General features: G+C 66.7%; 17 protein-coding genes. 9 read left to right on the plus strand and 8 right to left on the minus strand.

Annotation, left to right across the window (positions count from 1 at the left end; all coding sequences use genetic code 11):
• Positions 1-19: 19 nt before the first annotated feature.
• The 7 genes from K1Y73_RS09515 to K1Y73_RS09545 form a co-directional block, all read right to left on the minus strand.
• Positions 20-1,618, minus strand: coding sequence for an ABC transporter substrate-binding protein (locus K1Y73_RS09515; protein ID WP_225028055.1), 1,599 nt, complete (start codon positions 1,616-1,618; stop codon positions 20-22).
• A 108-nt stretch (positions 1,619-1,726) separates the two neighbouring features.
• A complete protein-coding gene (locus tag K1Y73_RS09520; protein WP_225028056.1) occupies positions 1,727-3,319 on the minus strand; it encodes a CRTAC1 family protein in 1,593 nt (530 codons plus the stop codon).
• Positions 3,316-4,629, minus strand: coding sequence for a vanadium-dependent haloperoxidase (locus K1Y73_RS09525; protein WP_225028057.1), 1,314 nt, complete (start codon positions 4,627-4,629; stop codon positions 3,316-3,318). The genes K1Y73_RS09520 and K1Y73_RS09525 overlap by 4 nt, the downstream gene beginning before the upstream one ends.
• 90 nt (positions 4,630-4,719) lie before the next feature.
• Positions 4,720-5,595 carry a transglutaminase family protein gene (locus tag K1Y73_RS09530; protein ID WP_225028058.1) on the minus strand — a complete coding sequence of 292 codons (876 nt, stop codon included), beginning with the start codon at positions 5,593-5,595 and terminating at the stop codon, positions 4,720-4,722.
• 16 nt (positions 5,596-5,611) lie between these two features.
• Positions 5,612-8,002, minus strand: coding sequence for a circularly permuted type 2 ATP-grasp protein (locus K1Y73_RS09535; RefSeq protein ID WP_225028059.1), 2,391 nt, complete (start codon positions 8,000-8,002; stop codon positions 5,612-5,614).
• A 7-nt stretch (positions 8,003-8,009) separates the two neighbouring features.
• Positions 8,010-11,342: a transglutaminase family protein gene (locus tag K1Y73_RS09540; protein ID WP_225028060.1), complete on the minus strand. Its 3,333-nt coding sequence runs from the start codon at positions 11,340-11,342 to the stop codon at positions 8,010-8,012.
• Positions 11,343-11,553: 211 nt separating this feature from the next.
• A complete protein-coding gene (locus K1Y73_RS09545; RefSeq protein WP_225028061.1) occupies positions 11,554-12,150 on the minus strand; it encodes a histidine phosphotransferase family protein in 597 nt (198 codons plus the stop codon).
• 23 nt (positions 12,151-12,173) lie between these two features.
• On the opposite strand from K1Y73_RS09545, the gene K1Y73_RS09550 reads away from it, so the two are divergent.
• From K1Y73_RS09550 to K1Y73_RS09565, 4 genes are all read left to right on the plus strand, one after another.
• On the plus strand, positions 12,174-12,347 hold the full coding sequence (locus K1Y73_RS09550; protein ID WP_225028062.1) for a DUF3553 domain-containing protein: 174 nt from the start codon (positions 12,174-12,176) through the stop codon (positions 12,345-12,347).
• 135 nt (positions 12,348-12,482) lie between these two features.
• On the plus strand, positions 12,483-13,268 hold the full coding sequence (locus tag K1Y73_RS09555; RefSeq protein WP_225028063.1) for a GNAT family N-acetyltransferase: 786 nt from the start codon (positions 12,483-12,485) through the stop codon (positions 13,266-13,268).
• Positions 13,265-14,077 (plus strand): lysophospholipid acyltransferase family protein, encoded by an 813-nt coding sequence (locus K1Y73_RS09560; protein ID WP_225028064.1) that lies wholly within the window; start codon positions 13,265-13,267, stop codon positions 14,075-14,077. Before K1Y73_RS09555 ends, K1Y73_RS09560 begins: the two co-directional genes overlap by 4 nt.
• A gap of 247 nt (positions 14,078-14,324) precedes the next feature.
• Complete coding sequence (locus K1Y73_RS09565; protein WP_225028065.1) at positions 14,325-15,374, plus strand: ParA family protein; 1,050 nt, start codon at positions 14,325-14,327, stop codon at positions 15,372-15,374.
• Between the two features lie 301 nt (positions 15,375-15,675).
• On the opposite strand, the gene K1Y73_RS09570 is transcribed toward K1Y73_RS09565, so the two are convergent.
• Positions 15,676-16,296 (minus strand): thiamine phosphate synthase, encoded by a 621-nt coding sequence (locus tag K1Y73_RS09570; protein WP_225028066.1) that lies wholly within the window; start codon positions 16,294-16,296, stop codon positions 15,676-15,678.
• 114 nt (positions 16,297-16,410) lie between these two features.
• Between K1Y73_RS09570 and K1Y73_RS09575 the strand changes: the two genes are divergently transcribed.
• The 5 genes from K1Y73_RS09575 to K1Y73_RS09595 all read left to right on the plus strand — a co-directional run.
• Positions 16,411-17,157 (plus strand): RNA methyltransferase, encoded by a 747-nt coding sequence (locus K1Y73_RS09575; RefSeq protein WP_225028067.1) that lies wholly within the window; start codon positions 16,411-16,413, stop codon positions 17,155-17,157.
• Positions 17,158-17,254: 97 nt separating this feature from the next.
• Complete coding sequence (locus K1Y73_RS09580) at positions 17,255-18,484, plus strand: lytic murein transglycosylase (protein ID WP_225028068.1); 1,230 nt, start codon at positions 17,255-17,257, stop codon at positions 18,482-18,484.
• Between the two features lie 68 nt (positions 18,485-18,552).
• Entirely contained in the window at positions 18,553-19,722 is a 1,170-nt protein-coding gene (gene ctaA, locus K1Y73_RS09585) for a heme A synthase (RefSeq protein ID WP_225028069.1), read from the plus strand.
• Positions 19,722-21,200 carry a carboxypeptidase M32 gene (locus tag K1Y73_RS09590; protein WP_404819080.1) on the plus strand — a complete coding sequence of 493 codons (1,479 nt, stop codon included), beginning with the start codon at positions 19,722-19,724 and terminating at the stop codon, positions 21,198-21,200. The genes ctaA and K1Y73_RS09590 overlap by 1 nt, the downstream gene beginning before the upstream one ends.
• A 130-nt stretch (positions 21,201-21,330) precedes the next feature.
• Positions 21,331-21,959, plus strand: a 629-nt coding sequence (locus tag K1Y73_RS09595; protein WP_263626576.1) for an MFS transporter, incomplete at its 3' end; no start/stop codon positions are given.

Genomic DNA, 21,959 nt, shown 5'->3' on the forward strand with positions numbered 1-21,959 from the left:
GACGGGCGGGCCGCTTCGCTTACTTGGTGACCAGCCAGTAGGACGCGGAATCAACCGCGCCGCCGGTGTAGAAATCCTTCACATTCGTGCGCAGCCCGGTCTCCTTCATTTCCTGGAACATCAGGACGAAGGCGGAATCCTGGCGGTGTTTTTCTTGGATTTCCTTGTACATCTCGGCGCGCTTGGCCGAATCGGGTTCGACCACCGCGGCTTCGGTCATCGCGCCCAGCTCGCCCGGATCCCAGGCGGTGCGCCAGGCCAGATAACCAGTCGCCTTCGCCTCGTCGGAATTGTCGGGGTTCTGCGCGAAGGTCGAGGCATTGGTATGCGGATCGGGATAATCCGGGCCCCAGGTCTGCAGCGTGATCTCATGCTGGCGGGCGCGGTACTTTTCCAACACCTGCTTGCCATCGCCCACATCCAGCGTCAGCTCGATGCCGATCTGGCCGAAGGTGTTCTGGATCGACTGGGCAATATCCATCCGGTCTTGGGTGTTGCGCACGGTGATCGAGACCTTCAAGGGCAGCGGAACGCCGGACTTTTCAAGCAATTCCTTGGCCTTGGCCAGATCCAGCGTGAAGGGCGTGTCATCCAGCGCCCCCAGGAAGCCCTTGGGCAGGAAGGCCTGGTGAACGCCCCATTGCCCCTTCAGGATCGTGTCGGCCATGCCGGTGTAATCAACGGCATAGCGCATGGCATCCAGCACATCGGGATTGGCCAGCGCCTCGACCTTCTGGTTCATCGCCAGATAATAAATCTGGCCGCCCACATCGCTGGTGATGGTGACATCGGCATTGCCGGACAGCCCTTCCACATCGGTCGGCGTCAGCTTGCGCGCGATGTCGATATCGCCCTTTTCCAACAGCAGCCGTTCGGTCGCGCCTTCGGGGATATGCTGCATGAAGATGTTCTTGATCTTCGCATCGCCCCGCCAATAGCCCGGCCGCGCCTCAAGGATATAGCCCTCGTTCGGCTTGAAGCTTTTCAGCACATAGGCGCCGGTCCCGGCCGAGTTCGACTTCAGCCACTCATTGCCCATGTCGCCATCGACGGCATGCTCCTCGACCGTCTTCATGTCGACGATATTCGCAACACCCGCGGTCAGGCAGTTATAGACGAAAGACGGCGCATAGACCTTGTCGGTGGTGAACGAGACGGTGTCGCCGTCGAAGGTGATCTTCTCGTCGACATTGTCCTTGGTGAAACCGAACTGGGCCAGGATGAAGGCCGGGGTCTTGTCCAGCTTGATCACCCGCTTCAGCGAATAGGCGGCGTCTTCGGCGGTCAGCGGATTGCCCGAGGCAAAGGTGATGCCCGACTTGATCTTGAACGAGAAGGTCAGCCCATCTTCCGAGACCGACCAGCTTTCGGCCAGGCCCGGAATCAGCTCACCCGGCTTGGTCGGATCCAATTCGACCAGCGTGTCATAGAGGTTGTTGTTCAGGTCGAGGCCCGAGAATTCAAAGGCCTCATGCGGGTCGATCGAGACGATGTCGTCGATCGCATCGGCGATCACCAGCGTATCGGCCGGGGTTTCGGCGAAAAGCGCGGCCGGGGCGGCGCCGGCCATAAGGATTGCAAGGGCCGCGCTGCGGCCGATCCCACGGGTAAGGATCATCTCGGAACTCCCTGATGTTGTCCGGCCCTCGGGAACGGGGCCGGTTCTTTGACCAGTTGGACAATTGCCGGGGGGACCTGTCAATGGGCTTGTCCTGCGCGCGCGGCATCAGGGGGCGATCGGCACCGGCTTCGCCTGTTCTGCCAGCAGCCAGACCCGGTCGGCGGCCAGGCTTTGCCAGGGGCCGGGACCGGCGGTGCCGGGCCAGGTGATGCGGATCTCGGCCGTCTCGGCCGTGCCCAGGCCGACATGCAGGGGCGCCAGATGCCCGCCGCCATGGCCGCCACCGACGGTGATCTCGCGCGTCTGTACCGGCAGGCCCGGGGCGCGGATCTCGACGATGGCGCCGACTGCATCGCGGTTGCCCTGCGGCTGCGACAGGCGCAGCGCCAGGAAATGCCCCATGCCGGGCCCGCCCAGATTGCGCCAGACTTGCGTCGGCGCATTGCGGTTGACCGCGATCAGATCGGGCAGGCCATCGGCGTTCAGATCCACCGCCGCCCCGCCGCGGCCTTCGGCAAAGCTTAACACTCCGGCGGTTTCCGCCGCTTCGGTGAAGCTGCCATCTTCGTTCTGGATCAACAGGTTGTTGGGATCTTTCTCGGCGAAATCCGGCATCTGCCAGACGTTTCCCTTGACGACGTAAAGATCGACTCGCCCGTCCAAGTTGACATCGGTAAATTCCGCATGCCAGGCGGTCGAGGGGCGCGGATCGCCGCCGGTGAAGGGGCGATGTGCGGTCACGCCGCGCTTGAAGGCCTGATCGGCATATTGCGGTTTGCCCGAAGCGGGGTCTTTCAGCACCTGCAGTTTGTTGTCGGCCATCGAGGTCAGGAAATAGTCGGGATAGCCATCGCCCGTCACATCGGATTGCGCGATGCCCATGCCCCAGATCCGCAGCTTCGCCCAGCCCTCCTCGGGCGTGTACAGACGCGGCGGCCCGTCTGCGGGGAAATGCCAAAGCTGTTCCTGCCCGCCCTTGTAATATTCCCGGTCATTCGACACGCGCAGGCTGGGCCTGCCCGAGCGGTTCCAATCGGTGAACAGGATCGACAGGGCGCAGAAGCCGGGGCTCAGCGGCAGGGCGGCGCCATAGCCGCCGCCCGGCGCAGGCCGGTACAGATGGTTCGGCGTGCAAGAGCCCCAGGGGAAGGCCTCTTGCCTGCGGTCGATGTAGCTTCCGACCGCAAGTGTCGGCCAGGACTGGCCTTTTTCCCAGGTCGCGGCGAAGGCGGTGGACCAGAGATCCAGCCCGTCGAACCCCCAGTCCGCGCTGGCCTCTTCAAAGCGGCAATCGCCCAGGCCGCGCATCAGCCGGTCGGGGCCCACGCGCAACAGCGCCAGATCGGTGATCCCGTCGCCGTCGATGTCCAAAGGCCAGGCGCCCGAAACCTGGTCGATGGCAAGCCCGCTGTCGGGCAGGGCGGCAAAGGCCAGCGCGCCGCCCGGGGCGCTGTCATTGCGAAACAGTTGCGCGGGCGCGGTGCCGCCGGCCAGCAAGACCTCGGGGCGCAGATCGCCGTTGCAGTCGAAGACCGCCGCCCCGCCGCCGACCATGAAGGTCCATTCGCCGGTGAAGCTGTGGGCAAGGCCCGAGGGCGCGGTTTCCTCGGCAAAGCGCGGAATCGCGGTTTCGCCGCTGGCCGCCGCCGCAGCCAGAGCCATGGTCATCAGCGCCAGCGCCAGGACGATGCCCTTCATTCCGACATCCTCAGCGCCACGGCATAGGCGCCGATGCAGGCGCCCTGGGTCAGGCCGCGCTCGATGGCGGCGCGGAAATGGATGCCGCCGTAAAGCCTTGAGATCGCGGCCTCTTCGGCGGCCGCCTGGAACGAGGCGAAGGCGCGTTCGGGGATGCCGTCATCCAGATGCGTGCCATCGACAAAGGCGTGATCGGCGCCGAAGACCGCGGCCAGCACCTCGGCCGCGGCGCCGGATTGGGTGGAATGGCCCGACGGGTATTCGGGGAAGGGCGGGGTGATCAGGATCGGCTGCCAGTTCGGGTCGATCACCCGATTGATATAGGTCACCGGGCGGACCAGATCGTATTCGAATTTCGTATGCCAGCAGCCGATGAAACTGTCGGCCAGGGTGATGCCCAGCCGCGCCATCACCGCGCCCCAGCGCGGGCCATCGGCGCCTTCGATCTGCAATTCGGTCATCGCGATGGAAATCCAATGGCCGGGGGGCGTGGGCGACAGCATCGGATCATCCGACCAGAAGCGGGCGATGGCGGTCTGCTCGGGCGTCAGCGCATTCACCGCGTCATAGACTTCCTTCGCCTCGCGGTAGAAATCCGAGCCGGGATCTTCGGAATAGTCGGGCGGCGGCGGCAGGCCGCAGGTCGCGCCATCGGGCAGGGCAAAGGGCCGCAGATTGCCCCAATAGGGCAGAAGCGGTTTCTGCTGCAGCGCCACGGTCGAGGTGGGCACCCAATGCGCAGGGCCCGGGGTCAGCACCCAGGTCTCGGGGAAGCCCATATTGTCGATCACCGCGCCGCCATCGCCATCGGACCAGGCGATGATATGGCGCGCGACGGCTTGGCCATGATCAACACTGCGGCGCAGGACCTGGGGGTCGACGCCTTCGGCCAGTTGCGCCGACAAGGCCTTGTCCATCGCTTCCATCGCCCGCTGCCCGGTCGGGCCGGTATTGAAGAAGAACGCGTCCACCGCCTCGGTCAGGGCGGCATTCAGGACGATGGCCTCGTCATAGGCCAGGCCCGGGTCGCGGGCGGGAAGCGCGGTCAGCTCGTTTACCTGACCCGCCAGCGTCACCCCCCCGCCGGGGCCGCCGACCTGCGCCTCATGCGCGATGATGCCGGTATAGGCGAAGGCGCGCGCGGCGACGGGGGGCGAATAGGTGGCAGTATGGCGCACCAGTTCCAGCACCAGCCGGTACCATTGCTGCATCACCTCGGCCGGATCGCCCGCCCGCGCCGGCGCGGCGAGAAGGCCGCAGGTCAGGGTCAGGCTTAGGGCCAGACAGGCCAGTGACCGGATCATGCGCATGGATTGCCCCCCCCTGCCGCCCGCATCCGGCGCGGCTGGGCGATGAAAGCACGGGCGCATCCCGTGCGGCAAGGGCTGGCTGCGCGCGGGCTACAGCGCCACGATGTCGACCGCGTGGCTGCCCGATTGCAGCCCCTGCATCCGCAGCATGCCGATGACCGGCGCCGCTTCGGAATAGTCGCGCGCCGCGCCCACGGTGATATGGTCGCCGCCGACGAAACAGGCATTGGTCGGGTCGTAATCCAGCCAGCCGCCCTCGACCCCCGTCCAGGCGCGCACCCAGGCATGCATCGCATCGGCGCCCACCAGCCGCGGCTTGCCCGGCGGCGGCAGGGTGCGCAGATAGCCCGAGACATAGGCGGCCGGAATGCCCTGGCTGCGCAGTCCGGCGATCATGATCTGCGACAGATCCTGGCAGACGCCGCGGCGCGCGGCAAAGGCGGTGGCGATCGGCGTGTCCACCTCGGTCGCGCGGGGATCGAAGGTCATCGCCGCATGCAGCGCCTGCCCCAGCGCCTCGACCGCGGCGGCCACGGTGGGCGCGCCGGCACAGGCGCTGGCGGCGAAGGCGGAAATCGCGGGCACCGCGGGAATATGCGGCGAGGCGGCCAGGAAATGATGCGGCGCGGCGGGGCCCAGGCCGGGCGCCGCGGCCAGTTCGGCCGGCAATTCGGCCGGGTGGACCGACAGGTCAAAGCGCGGTCCCGGCTCTTGCCGCTCGACCCGGGCGGTCAGGTCGAAGCGCAGCTCGGACAGGCCCGGCGGCAGGGTGAAGCTGGTGACCTGGAAGCCCCAGAAATCGGTGAAGCGGTCCTGGTCCTGCGGCGGCGGCTGCATGCTGAGCGCGATCTGGTCGGCACGCTGGACCCGGGCGATCTGCGCCGGCTGCACGCGCAGAAGCTGCCGGCCCGAGCCGGGCGGCCGCTCGAAGGCGTAATGGATCGCAAGATGCAGCTGATAGCGCATGGGGCGGGGGCTCGGTTCAGATCAGATAGGTCGCGGTCAGCCGGTCCGACAGGGCGGCGATCCGGTCGCGGAAGTCTTCCAGCGCGGCAGTGTCCAGCGTTTCGGGATCGGCCACCGCCAGATCGGTCTGCATGCGCAGGATGTCGCGGGCGATGGGCGACAGGACGCCATGGTCGCGCGCCTCGGGCAGAAGGTCGATCTGGCTGCGCAGCCCGTCGATCTGATGGCGCAGCGCGCGGGGGTTCATCGGGTCCAGCGCCAGCACGTCGATCACCGTTGCGCGCGCGGTCGAAACCGAGAAGCGCCGCCGATGGGTCAGGACGGAATCGCCCACCTCGACCGCCAGTTCCAGCGCGCCCACCGGCGCCTCGGGATCGGCCAGTACCGACAGCCAGCCGGCCATGGACAGCGCGCGTTCATGCAGCCGGCCGATCGACAGGAAGCGCCAGCCGACGAAGCGATACATGTTCTCATGCACCAGGCCCGAGATCCCGGCCAGCTTGCGCAGCAGCGCCGACAGGGCGCGGGCGGCATCGTCGCCGGGCGTGACGCGGGTTGCCATCCGCCTTGCGGTCTTCTGCAGATCGGCCAGCGCCGACCAGGCATCGGGCGAGAACCGGTCGCGCACCTGGGCCGCGCTGGTGATGGCCGCATCCAGCGTGGCCAGCAGCCCTTTCGGAATGCCTTCGTCGGGCTTCACGCCCTGGGCTGCGAACAGGGGCGCCAGACAGTCGAACAGCGGGGCGGCGGCCAGCCCGGCTTCGGCCATACGGGTGTTGCGCGCGCGCAGAAGCCGGATGATCCCCTCGGCCCGTTCGACATAGCGCCCGAGCCAGAACAGGTTGTCGGCCGCGCGCGAGGGCAGGGCCGAGGGCAGCGGGCGGCGATAGGCTTCGGGGCGGGCCGGCACCATCGACAGGGTTTCGACCTTGTGGCGGGCGACGATCCAGACATCGGCCGCCTTGCCGCCCCTTTGCATGGCGATGGCGGCTGGGTCGGGCGTGGCGCCGATGCGGGCAAAGCCGCCGGGCAGCACCTGCCAGCCCTGTTGCGTGCGCGCCAGGAAGACGCGCAGCGTCATCGGCCGGGGCAGGATCGTGCCGTCGATCAGCGCGGGCGTGGTCGACAGCGTGACCGATTCCTGCGCCACCAGCTGCGCGCCCTCGCGGTCCAGCTTGCGCGCCAGCGCCTCGCGGCTGAGCGTATCGGCCGGCACGCGCCCGGCATGCGGATCGAAGGGCAGGGCGGTCGACAGCGCGCCGCCCAGGATCATCCGGCCCGGATTGGCCAGCACGGTGGCGCGGGCCGCGGGCGCACCGCACCACCAGGTCGCGACATTTGGGATCAGCAGCGGCGCGCCGACCAGCTCGGGGGCAAGCTGGGGCAGGAAGGCCATCAGCGCCCGCATCTCCAGCACGCCCGAGCCAAGCGCGTTGATCAGGCTGACCTGCCCGGCCCGCAGCGCGGCGATCAGCCCCGGCGTGCCGATGCGCGAGCCCTGATCCAGTTCCAGCGGATCGGCATAGGCGCTGTCAAGCCGCCGCCACAGCACCTCGACCGGCTTCGGCCCCGAGACGGTGCGCAACAGAAGCCGGCCGTCCTGGACGCTCATGTCGTCGCCCTGCACCAGGTTGAAGGCCAGGTAGCGGGCGATATAGCTGTGTTCGAAATAGGTCTCGTTCAGCGGGCCCGGGGTCAGGATCGCGGCCCGCCCCTCGCGGTCGGTGCGATGGGCCAGCAGCGCGTCGCGGAAGTCGCGGAAGAAGCCGGCCAGGCGGTGGACATTCTCGGTCGCGTAGAATTCCGACAGCGCGCGCGAGGTGGCGACGCGGTTTTCCAGCGCATAGCCCGCGCCCGAGGGCGCCTGGGTGCGGTCCGACAGCACCCACCATTTGCCATCCGGGCCGCGGCCCAGCTCGAAGGCGATGAAATGCAGGAAATGCCCGGTGCGCGGGCGCACGCCCACCAGGGGGCGCAGCCATTCGGGGTTGCCCGCCACCAGATCCGGCGGCAGCCGGCCCGAGGCGACCAGATCGCCCGGCCCGTATAGATCGGCCATCACCCGTTCCAGCAGATCGGCGCGCTGCGCCAGGGCCGGCACCAGCGCCAGCCATTCGTCCTCGTCCACCAGCACCGGCACAGGCGACAAGGGCCAGCGCCGCTCGACCGAGCCCTCGGCGCCATACATCCGGTAGAACACGCCCGAATCGTTCAGATACTGGTCGGCCCGGGCGAAATGCAGCACCCGCTCGGTCGGGGTCAGACTGTCCAGCCAGCGCGCAAGCCCTTGCCACAACGGGCGGATCCGGCCCTGGGCATCGGCCATTTCATCGGGCACGCCTGGAAGCGGGCGATAGGCCAGAAGGCCGCCCTCCGACGCCAAAGCCTTGCCCTGCTGCGGTTGCATGCGATGGTTAGACCCCGGCCGAGCGGCGCAGGTCAAGCGTGAACGGGAATTCGGCAAACCGGCGTTCGGCCGGCGGGCGGTGCCAATGGCCCGGACGATGGCCATAGGGTTCGAACCGCGCCAGCCGTCGCGCCTCGGCCTCGTTGCCATTCACCGGGAATGTCTCGTAATTCCGCCCGCCGGGATGGGCGACGTGATAGGTCGCCCCGCCAATCGCCCGGCCTGACCAGCTGTCATAGATGTCGAAATGCAACGGTGTGTCGACCGGCACGACCGGATGCATGGCGCTGGCGGGCTGCCAGGCCTTGTAGCGCACCGCCGCGACCGAAGCGCCGCCGCCGATATCGGTCAGCGGCATGCGGCGGCCATTGCACAGAACCTCGTAGCGGCCGGGCTGGGCCGCGGTCAGCCGGGCCTGCAGCCGTTCGGTGGAACTGTCGGTATAGCGCACCGTCCCGCCGATGGCCCCGGTTTCGCCCAGGACATGCCAGGGCTCCAGCGCCTGGCGGATCTCCAGCGTCACGCCTTCGACCGAGACCTCGCCGCAGAAGGGGAAGCGGAATTCCTGCTGGGCCACGAACCATTCCTCGCGCATCGGATAGCCGTGGCGGTTCAGGTCGCGCAGCACGTCCTGGAAATCTTCCCAGACGAAATGCGGCAGCATGAAACGGTCATGCAGCGCCGTGCCCCAGCGGGTCAGATCCCCCGTCGCGGGCGAGACCCAGAACCGCGCGATCAGCGCGCGCAGCAGCAATTGCTGGGCCAGGCTCATCCGCGCATCGGGCGGCATCTCGAAGCCGCGGAATTCCACCAGCCCCAGCCGGCCGGTGGGCCCGTCGGGGGAATACAGCTTGTCGATGCAGATCTCGGCCCGGTGGGTGTTGCCGGTGACATCGGTCAGGATGTTGCGCAACAGCCGGTCGGTCAGCCAGGGCAGGGGCGGCAGGCCCGAGCCCGGCGCCGGCATCTGCGCCAGGGCGATTTCCAGCTCGTACAGGCTGTCATGCCGCGCCTCGTCGATCCGCGGCGCCTGGCTGGTGGGGCCGATGAACAGGCCCGAGAACAGATAGGACAGCGAAGGGTGGCGGTTCCAGTGCAGGATCAGCGATTTCAGCAGGTCCGGCCGGCGCAGGAACGGGCTGTCCAGCGTGGTATTGCCGCCCACGACCACATGATTGCCGCCGCCCGTGCCGCAATGCTTGCCGTCGATCATGAACTTGTCGGCGCCCAGCCGGCTTTGCCGGGCTTCCTCATAGACGCCGGTGGTGATCGCCACGCAGTCGTCCCAGCTGTGGGCGGGGTGGATGTTCACCTCGATCACGCCCGGATCGGGGGCGACGCGGATCACGTTCAGCCGCGAATCCTGCGGCGGCTGATAGCCTTCGATATGCACTTTCAGCCCCAGCCGCAGCGCCGCCGCCTCGGCCGCGTGCAGAAGGTCGAGGTAATCCTCCAGCATCGGCACCGGCGGCATGAAGACGCATAGCCGCCCGTCGCGCGGTTCCACCGACAGGGCGGTGCGCACCCAGCCGTCGACTTCCGAGATCTCTTGCGGCACCTGCGTCTGGGCCGGGGCTGCGGGCAGGAAACGGGCCAAGGGCGGGCTTTTGCGCCTTGCATCGTGATCCAGGGGATCGGGCAGGTCGGGCAGATCGACCGTCGGGTCCATCGGGTTGATATAGGGATATTGCGCGGGCGTCAGATGCGGCAGGCTGGCCAGCGGCAGCCGGTAGCCCGCCGGGCTGTCGCCGGGCACCAGAAAGATCTTGCCGCGCCGCAGCCGCCATTTCTCGGAATGCCATTTCCGACCGCCCGACCGCGCCTGCCAGGGCTGCACCGGCAGAACGAAGCCCACGGGTTCGGTCAGGCCGCGGTTGAAGACCGTGGCCAGGCGGTGGCGTTCCTCGGAGTCTTTCAGTTGCGAGTTTTCCGGCGTCACATTGTCGGGCAGGTTCGCCTCTTTCACCAGCCATTCGGCCGGATCCTCATAGGCGGGTTCGATATTGTCTTCCGGCAGGTCCAGCTCGGCCGCGATCTCGCGCAGGAATTCCTGCGCCTGCAGCGGGGTGGCCGCGAAATCCTCGCCCTCATCGGCGATCAGATCGGGGTTCTGCCAGACCGGCAGCCCGTCCTTGCGCCAATACAGGCTGAAGGTCCAGCGCGGCAGGGTTTCGCCCGGATACCACTTGCCCTGGCCGTAATGCAGAAAGCCGTTCGGCGCGAAGCGGCTGCGCAGGCGGCGGATCAGCTGATCGGCGCGGATGCGCTTGGTCGGGCCGACCGCCGCGGTGTTCCATTCGGCACTTTCGTAATCGTCGATCGACACGAAGGTCGGCTCGCCGCCCATGGTCAGCCGCACATCGCCCGCGACCAGTGCCTCGTCCACCTTCTGGCCCAGGGCGTTCAACTCGTCCCAGGCAGTATCCGAGAAGGGTTTGGTGATGCGCGGATGTTCGGCCACCCGCGCGACCTTCATGTCGAAGGCGAATTTTGTCTCGGGCGTGCCCGCGGCCGAAAACCCGCCAACGATCGGCGCGGCAGAGCGGTAATGCGGGGTCGCGGCCAGCGGGATATGGCTTTCGCCCGCCAGCAGGCCCGAGGTCGGGTCAAGCCCGATCCAGCCCGCGCCGGGCAGATAGACCTCGGCCCAGGCATGCAGATCGGTGAAATCGTGATCGGTGCCCGAGGGCCCGTCCAGCGATTTCAGATCGGGCTTCAGCTGGATCAGATAGCCCGACACGAAGCGCGCCGCGAAACCGAAATGCCGCAGCGCCTGCACCAGAAGCCAGGTCGAATCGCGGCACGAGCCCGAGCCGATGCCCAGCGTTTCCTCGGGCGTCTGCACCCCGGGCTCCATCCGGATCGTATAGGCCACCTTGCCGGCAATGGCGGCGTTCAGGTTGACCACGAAATCCACGGTGCGCACCCGGTCGCGCGGCACGGCATCCAGGAATTTCTGGAAGAACGGCCCGACGGCTTCGGTCTTGCGGTAGATCGCCAGGTCTTCGGCCAGATCCAGCGCGTAGTCGAAGGGCCAATGCTCGGCCTGTTCCTCGACGAAGAAGTCGAACGGGTTGTAGACCGTCATGTCGGCGACCAGATCGACCTCGATCTTCAACTCGCGCACGGGTTCGGGGAAGACGAAGCGCGACAGCCAGTTCCCGAACGGGTCCTGCTGGTGGTTCACGAAATGCTTGTCCGGGCTGACCTTCAGACTGTGCGACAGAACCCGGGTGCGCGAATGCGGGGCAGGGCGCAGGCGGATGATCTGCGGCCCCAGCATCACCGGCCGGTCGTAGCGATAATGGGTAAGGTGGTAGATGCTGGCCTTGATCGACATGTCCCGGGTCCGACGTTCTGACGGTTCGGACCAACCTGTCGCGGCCGGGCGGTGAAAGAAAGTCTGGCTCCGGAAGAGCGGTGAAGTTTTCGGCATCTCCCGGCATTTGCGCCGCAGTTGCCCAAAAATCCGGCAGATCGGCACCGGCCTGCCCGCGACCTTGCCCCTGACCCTGCCCATGCCGCGCGGCCCGGGCAGGCCGGCGCCCGGATCAGAAGCTCAGCCGGATCGCGGATTCCTTCAGTTCGGCCACCAGCCGGCGGCCCTGCTGGGCCAAGGCCTCGGGGACCAGGGCGAAATGCACCTGCGCGGCGCCGATCTCGGCCGGGGGGTGGCGTTCGGTCAGCACCTCCCATAGCGCCGGGTCGATCTTCAGCCGCGCCGCCTCGGCCTGCATCAGCCAGCCCGTCTCGCCCCGCTCGATCCTAATCCGGCCGCCATAGGCCAGCGCGGTTTCCAGGCATTGCAGCAGCAGGAAGGCCAGCTTCACCTCGCTGCGCGCCAGTTCCGAGGGGCTGATCCATTCGACCTGCAGCCGCCCGCCGCGCATCATGTCGGTCAGGATCGAGACCACCTCGCCCCGGGCGATCCGCGCATCCTGCCCCGCCGCCCCGAAGGCCACGCGGAAAAACCGGATCCGCGCATTGGCATGGGCGACGCTTTCGGCGATCAGCGCCAGTTCGGGGCTTGCGGCGCCACGCTCCATCATCAGAAGCTCGACCCCATTGCCGATCGCGCCGATCGGGCTGATGAGGTCGTGGCAGATTCGCGATCCGATCAGGGCGGCGAGGTCTGGCTTGTCTTGCATCTTTGGCCTCTGGGGTCTGCGCGATGAATTCGTTTCTTGAACCCGGCATGTTCGTCCGGCATCCCGGGCGCCCCGATTGGGGCCTGGGTCAGGTCCAGTCGGTGATCGCCTGGCGCTGCACGGTGAATTTCGAACACGCGGGCAAGCAGGTCATCGACATGCGACAGATCGACCTTCTGGCCGAATTTCCGTCGTAAATTCCATACTGGGCATTCCCGCCGGCATTGCAACCTGTGATGGCCGCGCGCCCGCAACACCCGCGGAAGGGGAGGTTGTCGTTGCATTGCCCGGCCCGGGACTTTAAGCCATAGGCGCGCGACGGGATGGGGTCCATGCTACTGGCCGAAGACACAGTCTATACGCTGCGCCTTGCCAGCGATCCGGCCGACCTGCGGGGGGCCCAGCGGCTGCGCTATCGCGTATTCGTTGAGGAACTGGGGGCCGAGGGCCCGCTGGTCGACCATGCCCAGCGGCTGGAGCGGGACGAATTCGACCCGGTCTTCGACCATCTGGTCTTGATCGACACAAGGGTCGACCCGGCCAGCGCCGACCATGTCGTCGGCGCCTACCGGCTCTTGCCCTCGGACCGGCTGGACCGGGCGGGGCGCTTCTATTCCTCGACCGAATACGATCTGTCCGCGCTGCTAGCCTCGGGGCGCCGGCTGTTGGAACTGGGCCGCACCTGCGTGCATCCCGACCATCGCGGCGGGGCGGCGATGTTCCATCTGTGGAACGGGCTGGCCGATTATGTGCTGGAACGCGACATCGAAGTGCTGTTCGGCGCGGCCTCGTTCCATGGCACCGATGTGGCCGCGCTGGCCATGCCGCTGAGCTATCTGTACCACACCCATCTGTCGCCGCCCGAGATGCGGGTGCGCGCCCTGCCGCCGGGGCGGGCCGAGATGAACCTGATCCCGGCCGAGCAGCTGGACCGCGCCGCCGCGATGAAGGCGATGCCGGCGCTGATCAAGGCCTATCTGCGGCTGGGCGGCACGGTGGGCGATGGCGCCTTCATCGACCGGCCCTTCAACACCACCGATGTCTGCCTGGTGATGGATACGGGCCGCATGTCGTCGCGCCACCGCGATTTCTACACCCGCAAGAAGGGCTCGGCTTGAGCGACTGGCTGACCGCGCCGCCCCCGCATCCGCGCATCGGCCCGGCTGGCTGGCTGCGCGCGCTGGCCCGGGGCATTCCGATGGCGATCCTGACCTATCTGGGTCTGGTGCTGCTCTTGCTGCTGCGGCTGGTCGAGGCGCCGCTGTTCGGCCCCGTCCGGCCCTGGACGCCGCATCTGACCCAGGCGGTCTGCCGGATGAACCTGGCGCTTCTGGGCCTGCGGCTTCGCGTCACCGGCCGGCCGATGACGGCGCGCGGCGCGGTGGTGGCCAACCATTCCTCCTGGCTGGATATCTTCGTGCTGAATGCCGGCCAGCGGATCTATTTCGTCGCCAAGGCCGAGGTCTCGGGCTGGGCCTTCATCGGCTGGCTTGCCCGCGCCACCGGCACCGTCTTCATCCGCAGAAACGCCGCCGAGGCGCGCGATCAGCAACGCCTGTTCGAGACCCGCCTGCTGGCCGGCCACCAATTGCTGTTCTTCCCCGAGGGCACCTCGACCGATTCCGCGCGCGTGCTGCCCTTCAAGCCCACGCTGTTCCAGGCCTTCTTCGCCCCCGACCTGTACCGGGAATTGCAGATCCAGCCCGTCACGGTGATCTACCGCGCGCCTGCGGGCGCCGACCCGCGTTTCTATGGCTGGTGGGGAGAGATGGATTTCGCCCCGCATCTGCTGCGGATGCTGGCCGCAAGGCGGCATGGCCGCGTCGAGGTGATCTACCACCCCCCGGTCCCGGTGGACGCCTTTGCGACCCGCAAGGAGCTGGCGGCCCATTGCGAGCGGGTCGTGCGGGCGTCGCATGGAGGGTAGGGGACGGCCCAGAATAGACGTTCTTGTCTGGCGCAGCGTGTGGCCAGCGCGTGGACAGCGCGTGGCCCAAGGTCACCAACTAGACATGTTCCGGACAATCAGGCAGAAATAAATCTGTCCTATATAATCTCCGTCACCCTTGCGTCTGAGTGCTAAACGCACGAAACTAGCTTGCACTAGCTGGACGATGCAGGTGTTTTGTGTGGTCTTCGGCGGTGGTGTGCAAATGTAAGTCTGGGGGCAAAATTTGGAATCGTACTCTATTTGGAACAACAAAGGCGGGACTGGGAAGAGTACGATTACCTTCCATATTGCATCTCGCTTTGCGGAGACTCATCCTGATCGCAACGTTTTAGTTGTGGATCTGTGCCCTCAGGCCAATAGCTCGATGTTGTTATTGGGGGGCGGTGTGGCCGGTGAGACCGAGCTTCTCAAGTTGTGCTCACTCGCTACGCCGAAAAGCGTGGTGGGGTACATATCTGATGCTATTCTGAATAGAGCTACTCCGCAGATTCATAACTATTCAGTTCAAGTTTCCTCCATCAATGGTAATATTTCGAAAAATCTATTCCTTCTTTGTGGGGATGGAAATTTGGAACTGATGGCGCCAGCCATCAACGATGAAGCAAATCGAACTCCATTTCCTGGGTTGGCGGATCCGTGGGAGTGGGTCCATCTCATATTCAAGAGAATGGCGGATGCACTCGACGGTCAGAAATGGACCGTGTTTTTTGACACCAATCCTTCGTTCTCGATTTATACAGAGCTGGCTATCTGTGGCTCGTCGCGCATTCTGGTGCCCGTTAATGCGGACGATTCATCGCGCGTTGCAGTGAAGGCGCTATTCGCTTTACTTTATGGCACCGTTCCGCCACATCCGTTCTTCGGAAACTACACATTTGCTGCTAAGGCTGATAACCGAAAAATAACGATCCCGCAGGTTCATCTTGCTATAGGAAACCGCTTCACACAATTTAAAGGCGCGGCTGCGGCATTTCAAGCTTTTTCGGACGCCACAGCTGATCAGTTATGGGCGGAGTTCCAGTCCAATCCTCATCGATTTACAGCTCGCGCGGTCATCCCTGGAAATAGAGACCTGTTCCTTAAGGATTATGTTGGTGAACTTCGAGATTTCAATACTGCAGGGGTAGTCGCTGCGCACCATGGGACGCCGATGTCTAGGATGCGCCAAGACTACTACCCCGTACACAGCGATCCAGATGTAAAGGTGAATAAAAGTCAGCTCAAAGCCGGCCTTGATGCAGTAGACAGTGTCGTTGATCGTATTGATCCATAAGATATATCAGCCAAATGGATGTAAAAACGAAAGATTGGCAATTCCAATTGATTTCGTTTTGGGGCGCGAATGTTGCAGCACTTCGCGATGAAGAATGCGAAACTCGGCTGCATTGGCGAGTGAATGCTTTTATGTTTTCTGCGATTCTGTTGCCGCATCGAAATTCAGGCCGCTCTGTGCCCATGGCATACCCGACCATGCAATTTTGAAACACATCAACCTCTAACAACCCCTTAATTCCACCCACCTAACCCCTTGAAATCCCTCACGCCACCCCCCTGTCCCACCGTGGGACACCCCCTCACCCCAGACAGGACACCAGCCGCTTCAGGCTCTGGGCCGCATCCGTTGCGGCCCAGATCTCCTCGCCCACCGCGAAGAAATCGGTGACCGGGCCGAAGCGGGCCACCAGCTCTTCGCTCACCCCGCCCTCGGCGATCACCGGGACCTCGATCATCTCGGACCACCATTCGAACAGCTCGAACGGCGCCAGGCTGCCGTCGCCCAGATCCGCGCCGCCGATCGGCCCGAACGCCACGTAATCCGCCCCCGCCTCGCCGGCCGAGATCCCCTCGTGCCGGCTGGTGCCGCAGAAGGCGCCGACGATCGCATCCGCGCCCAGATCCTTGCGCGCCTTGCGCACCTGGCGCGCGCCGTCGGTCAGATGCACCCCGTCCAGCCCGTGCCGTTCCGCCAGCAGCAGGTGGTTGTCGATCACCACCGCCACGTCGCGGGCATGCGCCACCAGCCGGCAGGCATCCGCCGCGCGGCCCAGCAGGTCGGTGTCGCGGCTGGCCAGCGACAGGCGCAGGCAGGCGACCTCGACCGTGTCCAGCACCGCGGCCAGACGGTCGGGGAAGGTTTCAAGGTCCAGAACGGCGGGGGTGATCAGGGTGATCTGCGGGCGGTCTTCAGCGGCCATTCTCGGGCGGGCTCCAAGGGAAATCCGGCCTGTCCTAGCAGCATCGGGGCGGCTTGGCTACCTTGGCCCCCTGGCGGGATTGCTCCCAACGCGCGCGCGCCGTATCAGGGCGGGATGATCGAACCCGCCTTCATCCTTGTGCGCCCGCAGATGGGCGAGAATATCGGCGCCGCCGCCCGCGCCATGCTGAATTTCGGCCTGACGCGGATGCGCGTGGTCGATCCGCGCGACGGCTGGCCGAACCCCAAGGCGGTGGCGATGGCCTCGGGCGCGGGGCGGATCCTGGACCACGCCGGGATCTTCCCCGATCTGGGCGCCGCGGTGGCCGATTGCGATTTCGTCTTCGCCACCACGGCGCGCTCGCGCGAATTGGTGAAGGAAATCGTCACGCCCGAGCGGGCCATGGCCATGGCGCGGGAAATGGCGGCGCAGGGCAAGAAGCTGGGCTTCCTGTTCGGCCCCGAACGCGCGGGGCTGGAGAATGACGACATCGCCCATGCCAATGCCATCGTGACCGTGCCGGTGAACCCCGAATTCTTCTCGCTGAACCTGGCGCAGGCGGTGCTTCTCTTGGCCTATGAATGGGGTCGGCAGGGCAGCGAGGTGCCGGCTTCGGCGATGGAACTGGCGCGGACGGAACTGGCCAGCCGCGAGGATATCCAGCGCCTGGCCGGGCATTTCGAGGAACGGCTTGAGACGGCGGGCTTCTTCTTTCCGCCGACCAAGGCCGCGGGCATGAAGCTGAACCTGCGCAACATGTGGGGCCGCCTGGCGCTGACCAAGGCCGAGGTGCAGACCTTTCACGGCATGCTGCGCCAGATCGCCTTCCGGCTGAAGAAGCAGGATCAGGCCGACGGCTGATCGCCGCCCATCCGCTGCCAAAGGCCAAGGGCAAAGGCTTCCGTCGGCGGGGTCTGTCGTCTAACCTGACTGGAAACAGGCAAAGGCGGGCAGGCAGATGATTTCACGGCGGTTCTTCACGATTGCGGCGCTTGGCTCGGGCCTGTCGGCCTGTGTGGGCGGGGTCTCGGGCGGCGGGGGCGGCGCCAGCCCCTCGGCACCGCCGCGGATCGTCGCCAATCCGGCCTTCGACGCCTGGCTGGCGGGCTTCCGCGACCGCGCCGCGGTGCGGGGGATCAGCGCAGGCACGATGAATGCCGCCTTCCGCCATGCGGGCTATATCCCCGAGGTGATCGAGAAGGACCGCAACCAGACCGAATTCAGCCGCACGACCGAAGATTATCTGAACATCGCCATGTCGGAGGAGCGGGTGTCGATGGGCCGCCAGCGCTATGCCGCGCTGCGCCCCGTGCTGTCGGCGATCGAAAGCCGCTACGGGGTTGAAGGCCATGTCGTCACTGCCTTCTGGGGGCTGGAAAGCTTCTATGGCACGCGGCAGGGCAATGTGCCCGTGGTCTCGGCGCTGGCGACGCTGGCCTTTGACGGCCGGCGGGGGGCGTTCTTCGAACAGCAGCTGACCGCGGCCCTGCGCATCCTGCAGGCCGGCGACATCGCGCCCGACCGGATGACCGGCAGCTGGGCCGGCGCCATGGGGCATACCCAGTTCATCCCGACCTCGTTCCTGGAATATGCGGTGGATTTCACCGGCGACGGGCATCGCGACATCTGGTCCAGCGATCCGACCGATGCCCTGGCGTCGACCGCGAATTACATGAAGCGGGCGGGCTGGGTGCATGGCCTGCCCTGGGGCATGGAGGTGATCCTGCCCGCGGGCTTTGATGCGGGCCTTCTGGGCCGCGGCAAGGGGCGCTCGGCAGCCGACTGGTCGGGCCTGGGCGTGCGGGCGGCACAGGGCGGCGGGCTGCAGTCGGGGTCGATCATCGCGCCGATGGGTCTGGCAAGCCCCGCCTTCCTGCTGACGCAGAATTTCAACGCCATCCTGCGCTACAACAATGCCGAGAATTACGCCCTGGGCGTCGGCACGCTGTCGGACCGGATCCGGGGCGGCGGGCCGCTGGTCGGGACTTTCGGGCCGGATAAGGCCGGTATGACCAAGGCCGACCGGCAGGAATTGCAGGAACGCCTGACCGCGGCGGGCTATGATACCGGCGGGCATGACGGGGTGATCGGCGCCAAGACCAAGTCGGCGATCAGCGCCTATCAGGCCGCGCGCGGCCTTGCGGTGACCGGAGAGCCCTCGCTGGACCTGCTGGCGCTGCTGCGCTGACCTCGGGCGGCCTTGAAGCTGCCGGACGGGGCGCCTAGTCTCCGCCGGCAATCAGGGTGGGGCGAGGCATGGCCGGCAAGCGCAGCATTTTCGAAGAGGTGGGGGCCGAGGGCCCGGCGCGGTCCCTGGCGGGCGGCGGGCTGATCGACCAGCGGCCGAAGGGCGCGCGCGGGGCGATCCGGCTGTGGCTGGTCGCGCTGTTCCTGATGGTGGCGGCGATGATCGTCGTGGGCGGGCTGACCCGGCTGACCGAATCCGGCCTGTCGATCACCGAATGGAAGCCGGTCACCGGCATGGTGCCGCCCCTGTCCGAGGCCGATTGGACCGCCGAGTTCGATAAGTACAAGGCCACCCCGCAATTCGCCCTGGTCAACAGCCAGATGACGGTTGAAGAGTTCAAGTCGATCTTCTGGTGGGAATGGGGCCACCGGCAGCTGGGCCGGGCGGTGGGCCTGGTCTGGGCGCTGGGATTCCTGTGGTTCCTGGCCCGCGGCCAGATCCCCACCGGCTGGACGGGGCGGCTGCTGGCGGTCGGCCTGCTGGGCGGGCTGCAGGGCGGGGTCGGCTGGCTGATGGTCAAATCCGGCCTGGTCGGCCAGATGGTCAGCGTCGCAAGCTACATGCTGGCCTTCCATCTGGGCGTGGCTTTCGTGATCCTGGGGCTTCTGGCCTGGTATGCGATGCTTCTGGGCCGCAGCGAGGCGGCCCTGATGACGGCCCGGCGCGGGCGCGAGGCGAAGCTGTTCTCGATGTCGACGGGGCTGATGCATTTCGCCTTCCTGCAGATCCTTCTGGGCGCGCTGGTCGCGGGCATCGACGCGGGGCTTGCCTTCCCGACCTGGCCCCTGATGGGCGACAGCTTCTTCCCGGCTGACGCTTTCTATGTGCCCGATGGTGCGGGCGGCAGCCTGCCGGTCTGGCATGCCTTCTTTGAAAATCCGGGGCTCGTGCAATTCATGCACCGCGTCTCGGGCTATCTTCTGGTGATCTTCGGTGTGATCGTCTGGCTGCGCGGCCGCCGCTCGGCCCATGCGCAGACGCGCTTTGCCTTCCATATGGTCATGGCCATGCTGCTGGCCCAGGCGGCGCTGGGCGTGGCGACGATCCTGACCGGCGTTCATCTGCATGTCGCGATCACCCATCAGATCGGTGCGGTGATCCTTTGGGTGCTGATCCTGCGGGCCCGGCACCTGGCGCAATACCCCGTTCAGGGGTCGATCCGGAAAGGAACGGCATGATGCGAAACGATGCTTACGAGGCCCTGATGGCGCATGCGCGCGAAACCGCGGCGCTGGAACAGGTCTCGGGCCGGCTGGGCTGGGATCAGGAAACCACCATGCCCCGCGGCGCGGCCGAGCAGCGGGGCGAGGAAATGGCGGCGATGGAGGGGGTCCTGCATGCCCGCCGCACCGACCCGCGCCTGGCCGACTGGCTGGCGGCGGTCGAGCCTGCCGACGCGGTGGCATCGGCGCAGCTGGCCAAGATCGCCCGCGCCCATGCCCGCGCGGTGAAGGTTCCGGCCCGGCTGGCGCAGGAAATCGCCCGCGTCACCAGCCTGTCGCAGGGAATCTGGGCCGAGGCGCGGTCGCGCGACGATGTGGCGGCCTTCCTGCCGACCCTGGCCGAAGTGATCCGCCTGAAGCGCGAGGAAGGCGCGGCCCTGGCGGCAGGTGGCGATGTTTATGACGCCATGGTCGACGATTACGAGCCGGGCATGACCGGCGCCGATATCGCGCGGATGTTCGGCGAATTGCGCCCGCGTCTGGTGGCCTTGCGCGAAAAGGTTCTGGGGGCGGCCCATCAGCCGAAACCGCTTGACGGCGCGTTCGGCGCCGATGCGCAGATCCGCCTGTCGCGCGATCTGGCCACCGCCTTCGGCTATGACTGGAGCCGGGGCCGGCTGGACATTGCGGTGCATCCGTTCAGCTCGGGCTCGGGCAATGACGTGCGCATCACCACCCGCGTTGTGGAAAGCGAGCCGTTCAACTGCTTCTACTCCACCATCCATGAAACCGGGCATGCCTGTTACGAGCAGAATGTCGATCCCGATTATCTGCTGACGCCGATCGGGCAGGGCGCCTCGATGGGGGTGCATGAAAGCCAGAGCCGGATCTACGAAAACCAGCTGGGCCGCAGCCAGGCCTTCACCTCCTGGCTGTATACCCAGATGCTGGAACGCTTCGGCGCCTTCGGCATCGGCGATGCGCGCGCCTTCTTCGCCGCGGTGAACCGGGTGCAGCCCGGCTTCATCCGCACCGAAGCCGATGAGGTGCATTACAACCTGCATGTGATGCTGCGCTTCGATCTGGAACGCGCGCTGATGCTGGGCGATCTGGCGGTGGGCGATCTGGAGGCGGCCTGGAATGACCGCTTCAAGGCCGATTTCGGCGTGGCGGTCGAGCGGCCCAGCCAGGGCATGCTGCAGGATGTGCATTGGTCGATCGGGCTGTTCGGCTATTTCCCCACCTATTCGCTGGGCAACCTTTATGCCGGCTGCCTGCACAAGGCGCTGCGCGCCGATCTGCCCGATCTGGATGCGCAGATGGCGGCGGGCGATCTGTCGGCCGCGACCGGCTGGCTGCGCGAGAAGGTGCAGCGGCACGGCTCGCTGATGGCGCCGGCCGAGGTGATCAGCCAGGCCTGCGGCTTCGCGCCCTCGGCGGGCCCGCTGCTGGATTATCTGGAAGCCAAGTTCGGCGCGATCTACGGGGTCTGATCTGCAAGCGCCCGGGTCCAGCGCGGGGCAGACCGAAGGGCCGGCGGCGGGGGATTCCCTTGCCGTCTGGCTTCTGGCGCTGGGCCAGACGCTGATCTATGCCGGCACGCTGTATTCCTTTGCCGCCCTGCTGCCGGATCTTGAGGCGGATACCGGCTGGACCAAGGCCATGCTGGCCGCCGGGCCGACCACGGCCTTTCTGGTCATGGCGCTGCTGACGCCGCTGTCGGGCCGGCTGATCGACCGCGGCCTGGGCGGAGAGGTGCTGATCGTGGCGCCGGTTCTGGCGGCGGCCGGGCTGGCGATCCTGTCCTGTGTCACCTCGCCTGCCGGCTGGATGGCGGGCTGGGCGCTGGTCGGACTGGCCCAGGCGGGCGCGCTGTACGAGACCTGCTTTTCCTTCCTGACCCGCAGGCTGGGCACGGGCGCGCGGGCCGCGATCACAAGGGTCACGCTGGTCGCGGGCTTTGCCGGGACGGTGGCCTTCCCGCTGGGCCGGGTGTTGGGCCATGCCTTCGGCGGGCAGGGCGCGCTTGCGGTCTTTGCCGCGATCGTGGCGCTGGGCGTGGTGCCGGTCAATGCGCTGGCGGTGCTGCGGCTGCGCCGGCGGGCAAGGGCGGCGGCGCTGCAGCGCCCGCCCGATCCGCCCGGCGCGCTGCGGGCGGCGCTGCGCCGGCCCGCCTTCTGGGCCATCACGCTGGCCTTTGGCCTGGCCTATCTGAATCACGGCATCCTGATCACCTATATTCTGCCTTTGCT

It is taken from the genome of Xinfangfangia pollutisoli, from assembly GCF_020179405.1.
Lineage (GTDB): Bacteria > Pseudomonadota > Alphaproteobacteria > Rhodobacterales > Rhodobacteraceae > Pseudogemmobacter > Pseudogemmobacter pollutisoli.

Coding starts and splice junctions, on each gene's coding strand:
- K1Y73_RS09515 (WP_225028055.1), bottom strand. CDS start 1,618: ATGATCCTTACCCGTGGGATCGGCCGCAGCGCGGCCCTTGCAATCCTT.
- K1Y73_RS09520 (WP_225028056.1), bottom strand. CDS start 3,319: ATGAAGGGCATCGTCCTGGCGCTGGCGCTGATGACCATGGCTCTGGCT.
- K1Y73_RS09525 (WP_225028057.1), bottom strand. CDS start 4,629: ATGCGCATGATCCGGTCACTGGCCTGTCTGGCCCTAAGCCTGACCCTG.
- K1Y73_RS09530 (WP_225028058.1), bottom strand. CDS start 5,595: ATGCGCTATCAGCTGCATCTTGCGATCCATTACGCCTTCGAGCGGCCG.
- K1Y73_RS09535 (WP_225028059.1), bottom strand. CDS start 8,002: ATGCAACCGCAGCAGGGCAAGGCTTTGGCGTCGGAGGGCGGCCTTCTG.
- K1Y73_RS09540 (WP_225028060.1), bottom strand. CDS start 11,342: ATGTCGATCAAGGCCAGCATCTACCACCTTACCCATTATCGCTACGAC.
- K1Y73_RS09545 (WP_225028061.1), bottom strand. CDS start 12,150: ATGCAAGACAAGCCAGACCTCGCCGCCCTGATCGGATCGCGAATCTGC.
- K1Y73_RS09550 (WP_225028062.1), top strand. CDS start 12,174: ATGAATTCGTTTCTTGAACCCGGCATGTTCGTCCGGCATCCCGGGCGC.
- K1Y73_RS09555 (WP_225028063.1), top strand. CDS start 12,483: ATGCTACTGGCCGAAGACACAGTCTATACGCTGCGCCTTGCCAGCGAT.
- K1Y73_RS09570 (WP_225028066.1), bottom strand. CDS start 16,296: ATGGCCGCTGAAGACCGCCCGCAGATCACCCTGATCACCCCCGCCGTT.
- K1Y73_RS09575 (WP_225028067.1), top strand. CDS start 16,411: ATGATCGAACCCGCCTTCATCCTTGTGCGCCCGCAGATGGGCGAGAAT.
- K1Y73_RS09580 (WP_225028068.1), top strand. CDS start 17,255: ATGATTTCACGGCGGTTCTTCACGATTGCGGCGCTTGGCTCGGGCCTG.
- ctaA (WP_225028069.1), top strand. CDS start 18,553: ATGGCCGGCAAGCGCAGCATTTTCGAAGAGGTGGGGGCCGAGGGCCCG.
- K1Y73_RS09590 (WP_404819080.1), top strand. CDS start 19,722: ATGCGAAACGATGCTTACGAGGCCCTGATGGCGCATGCGCGCGAAACC.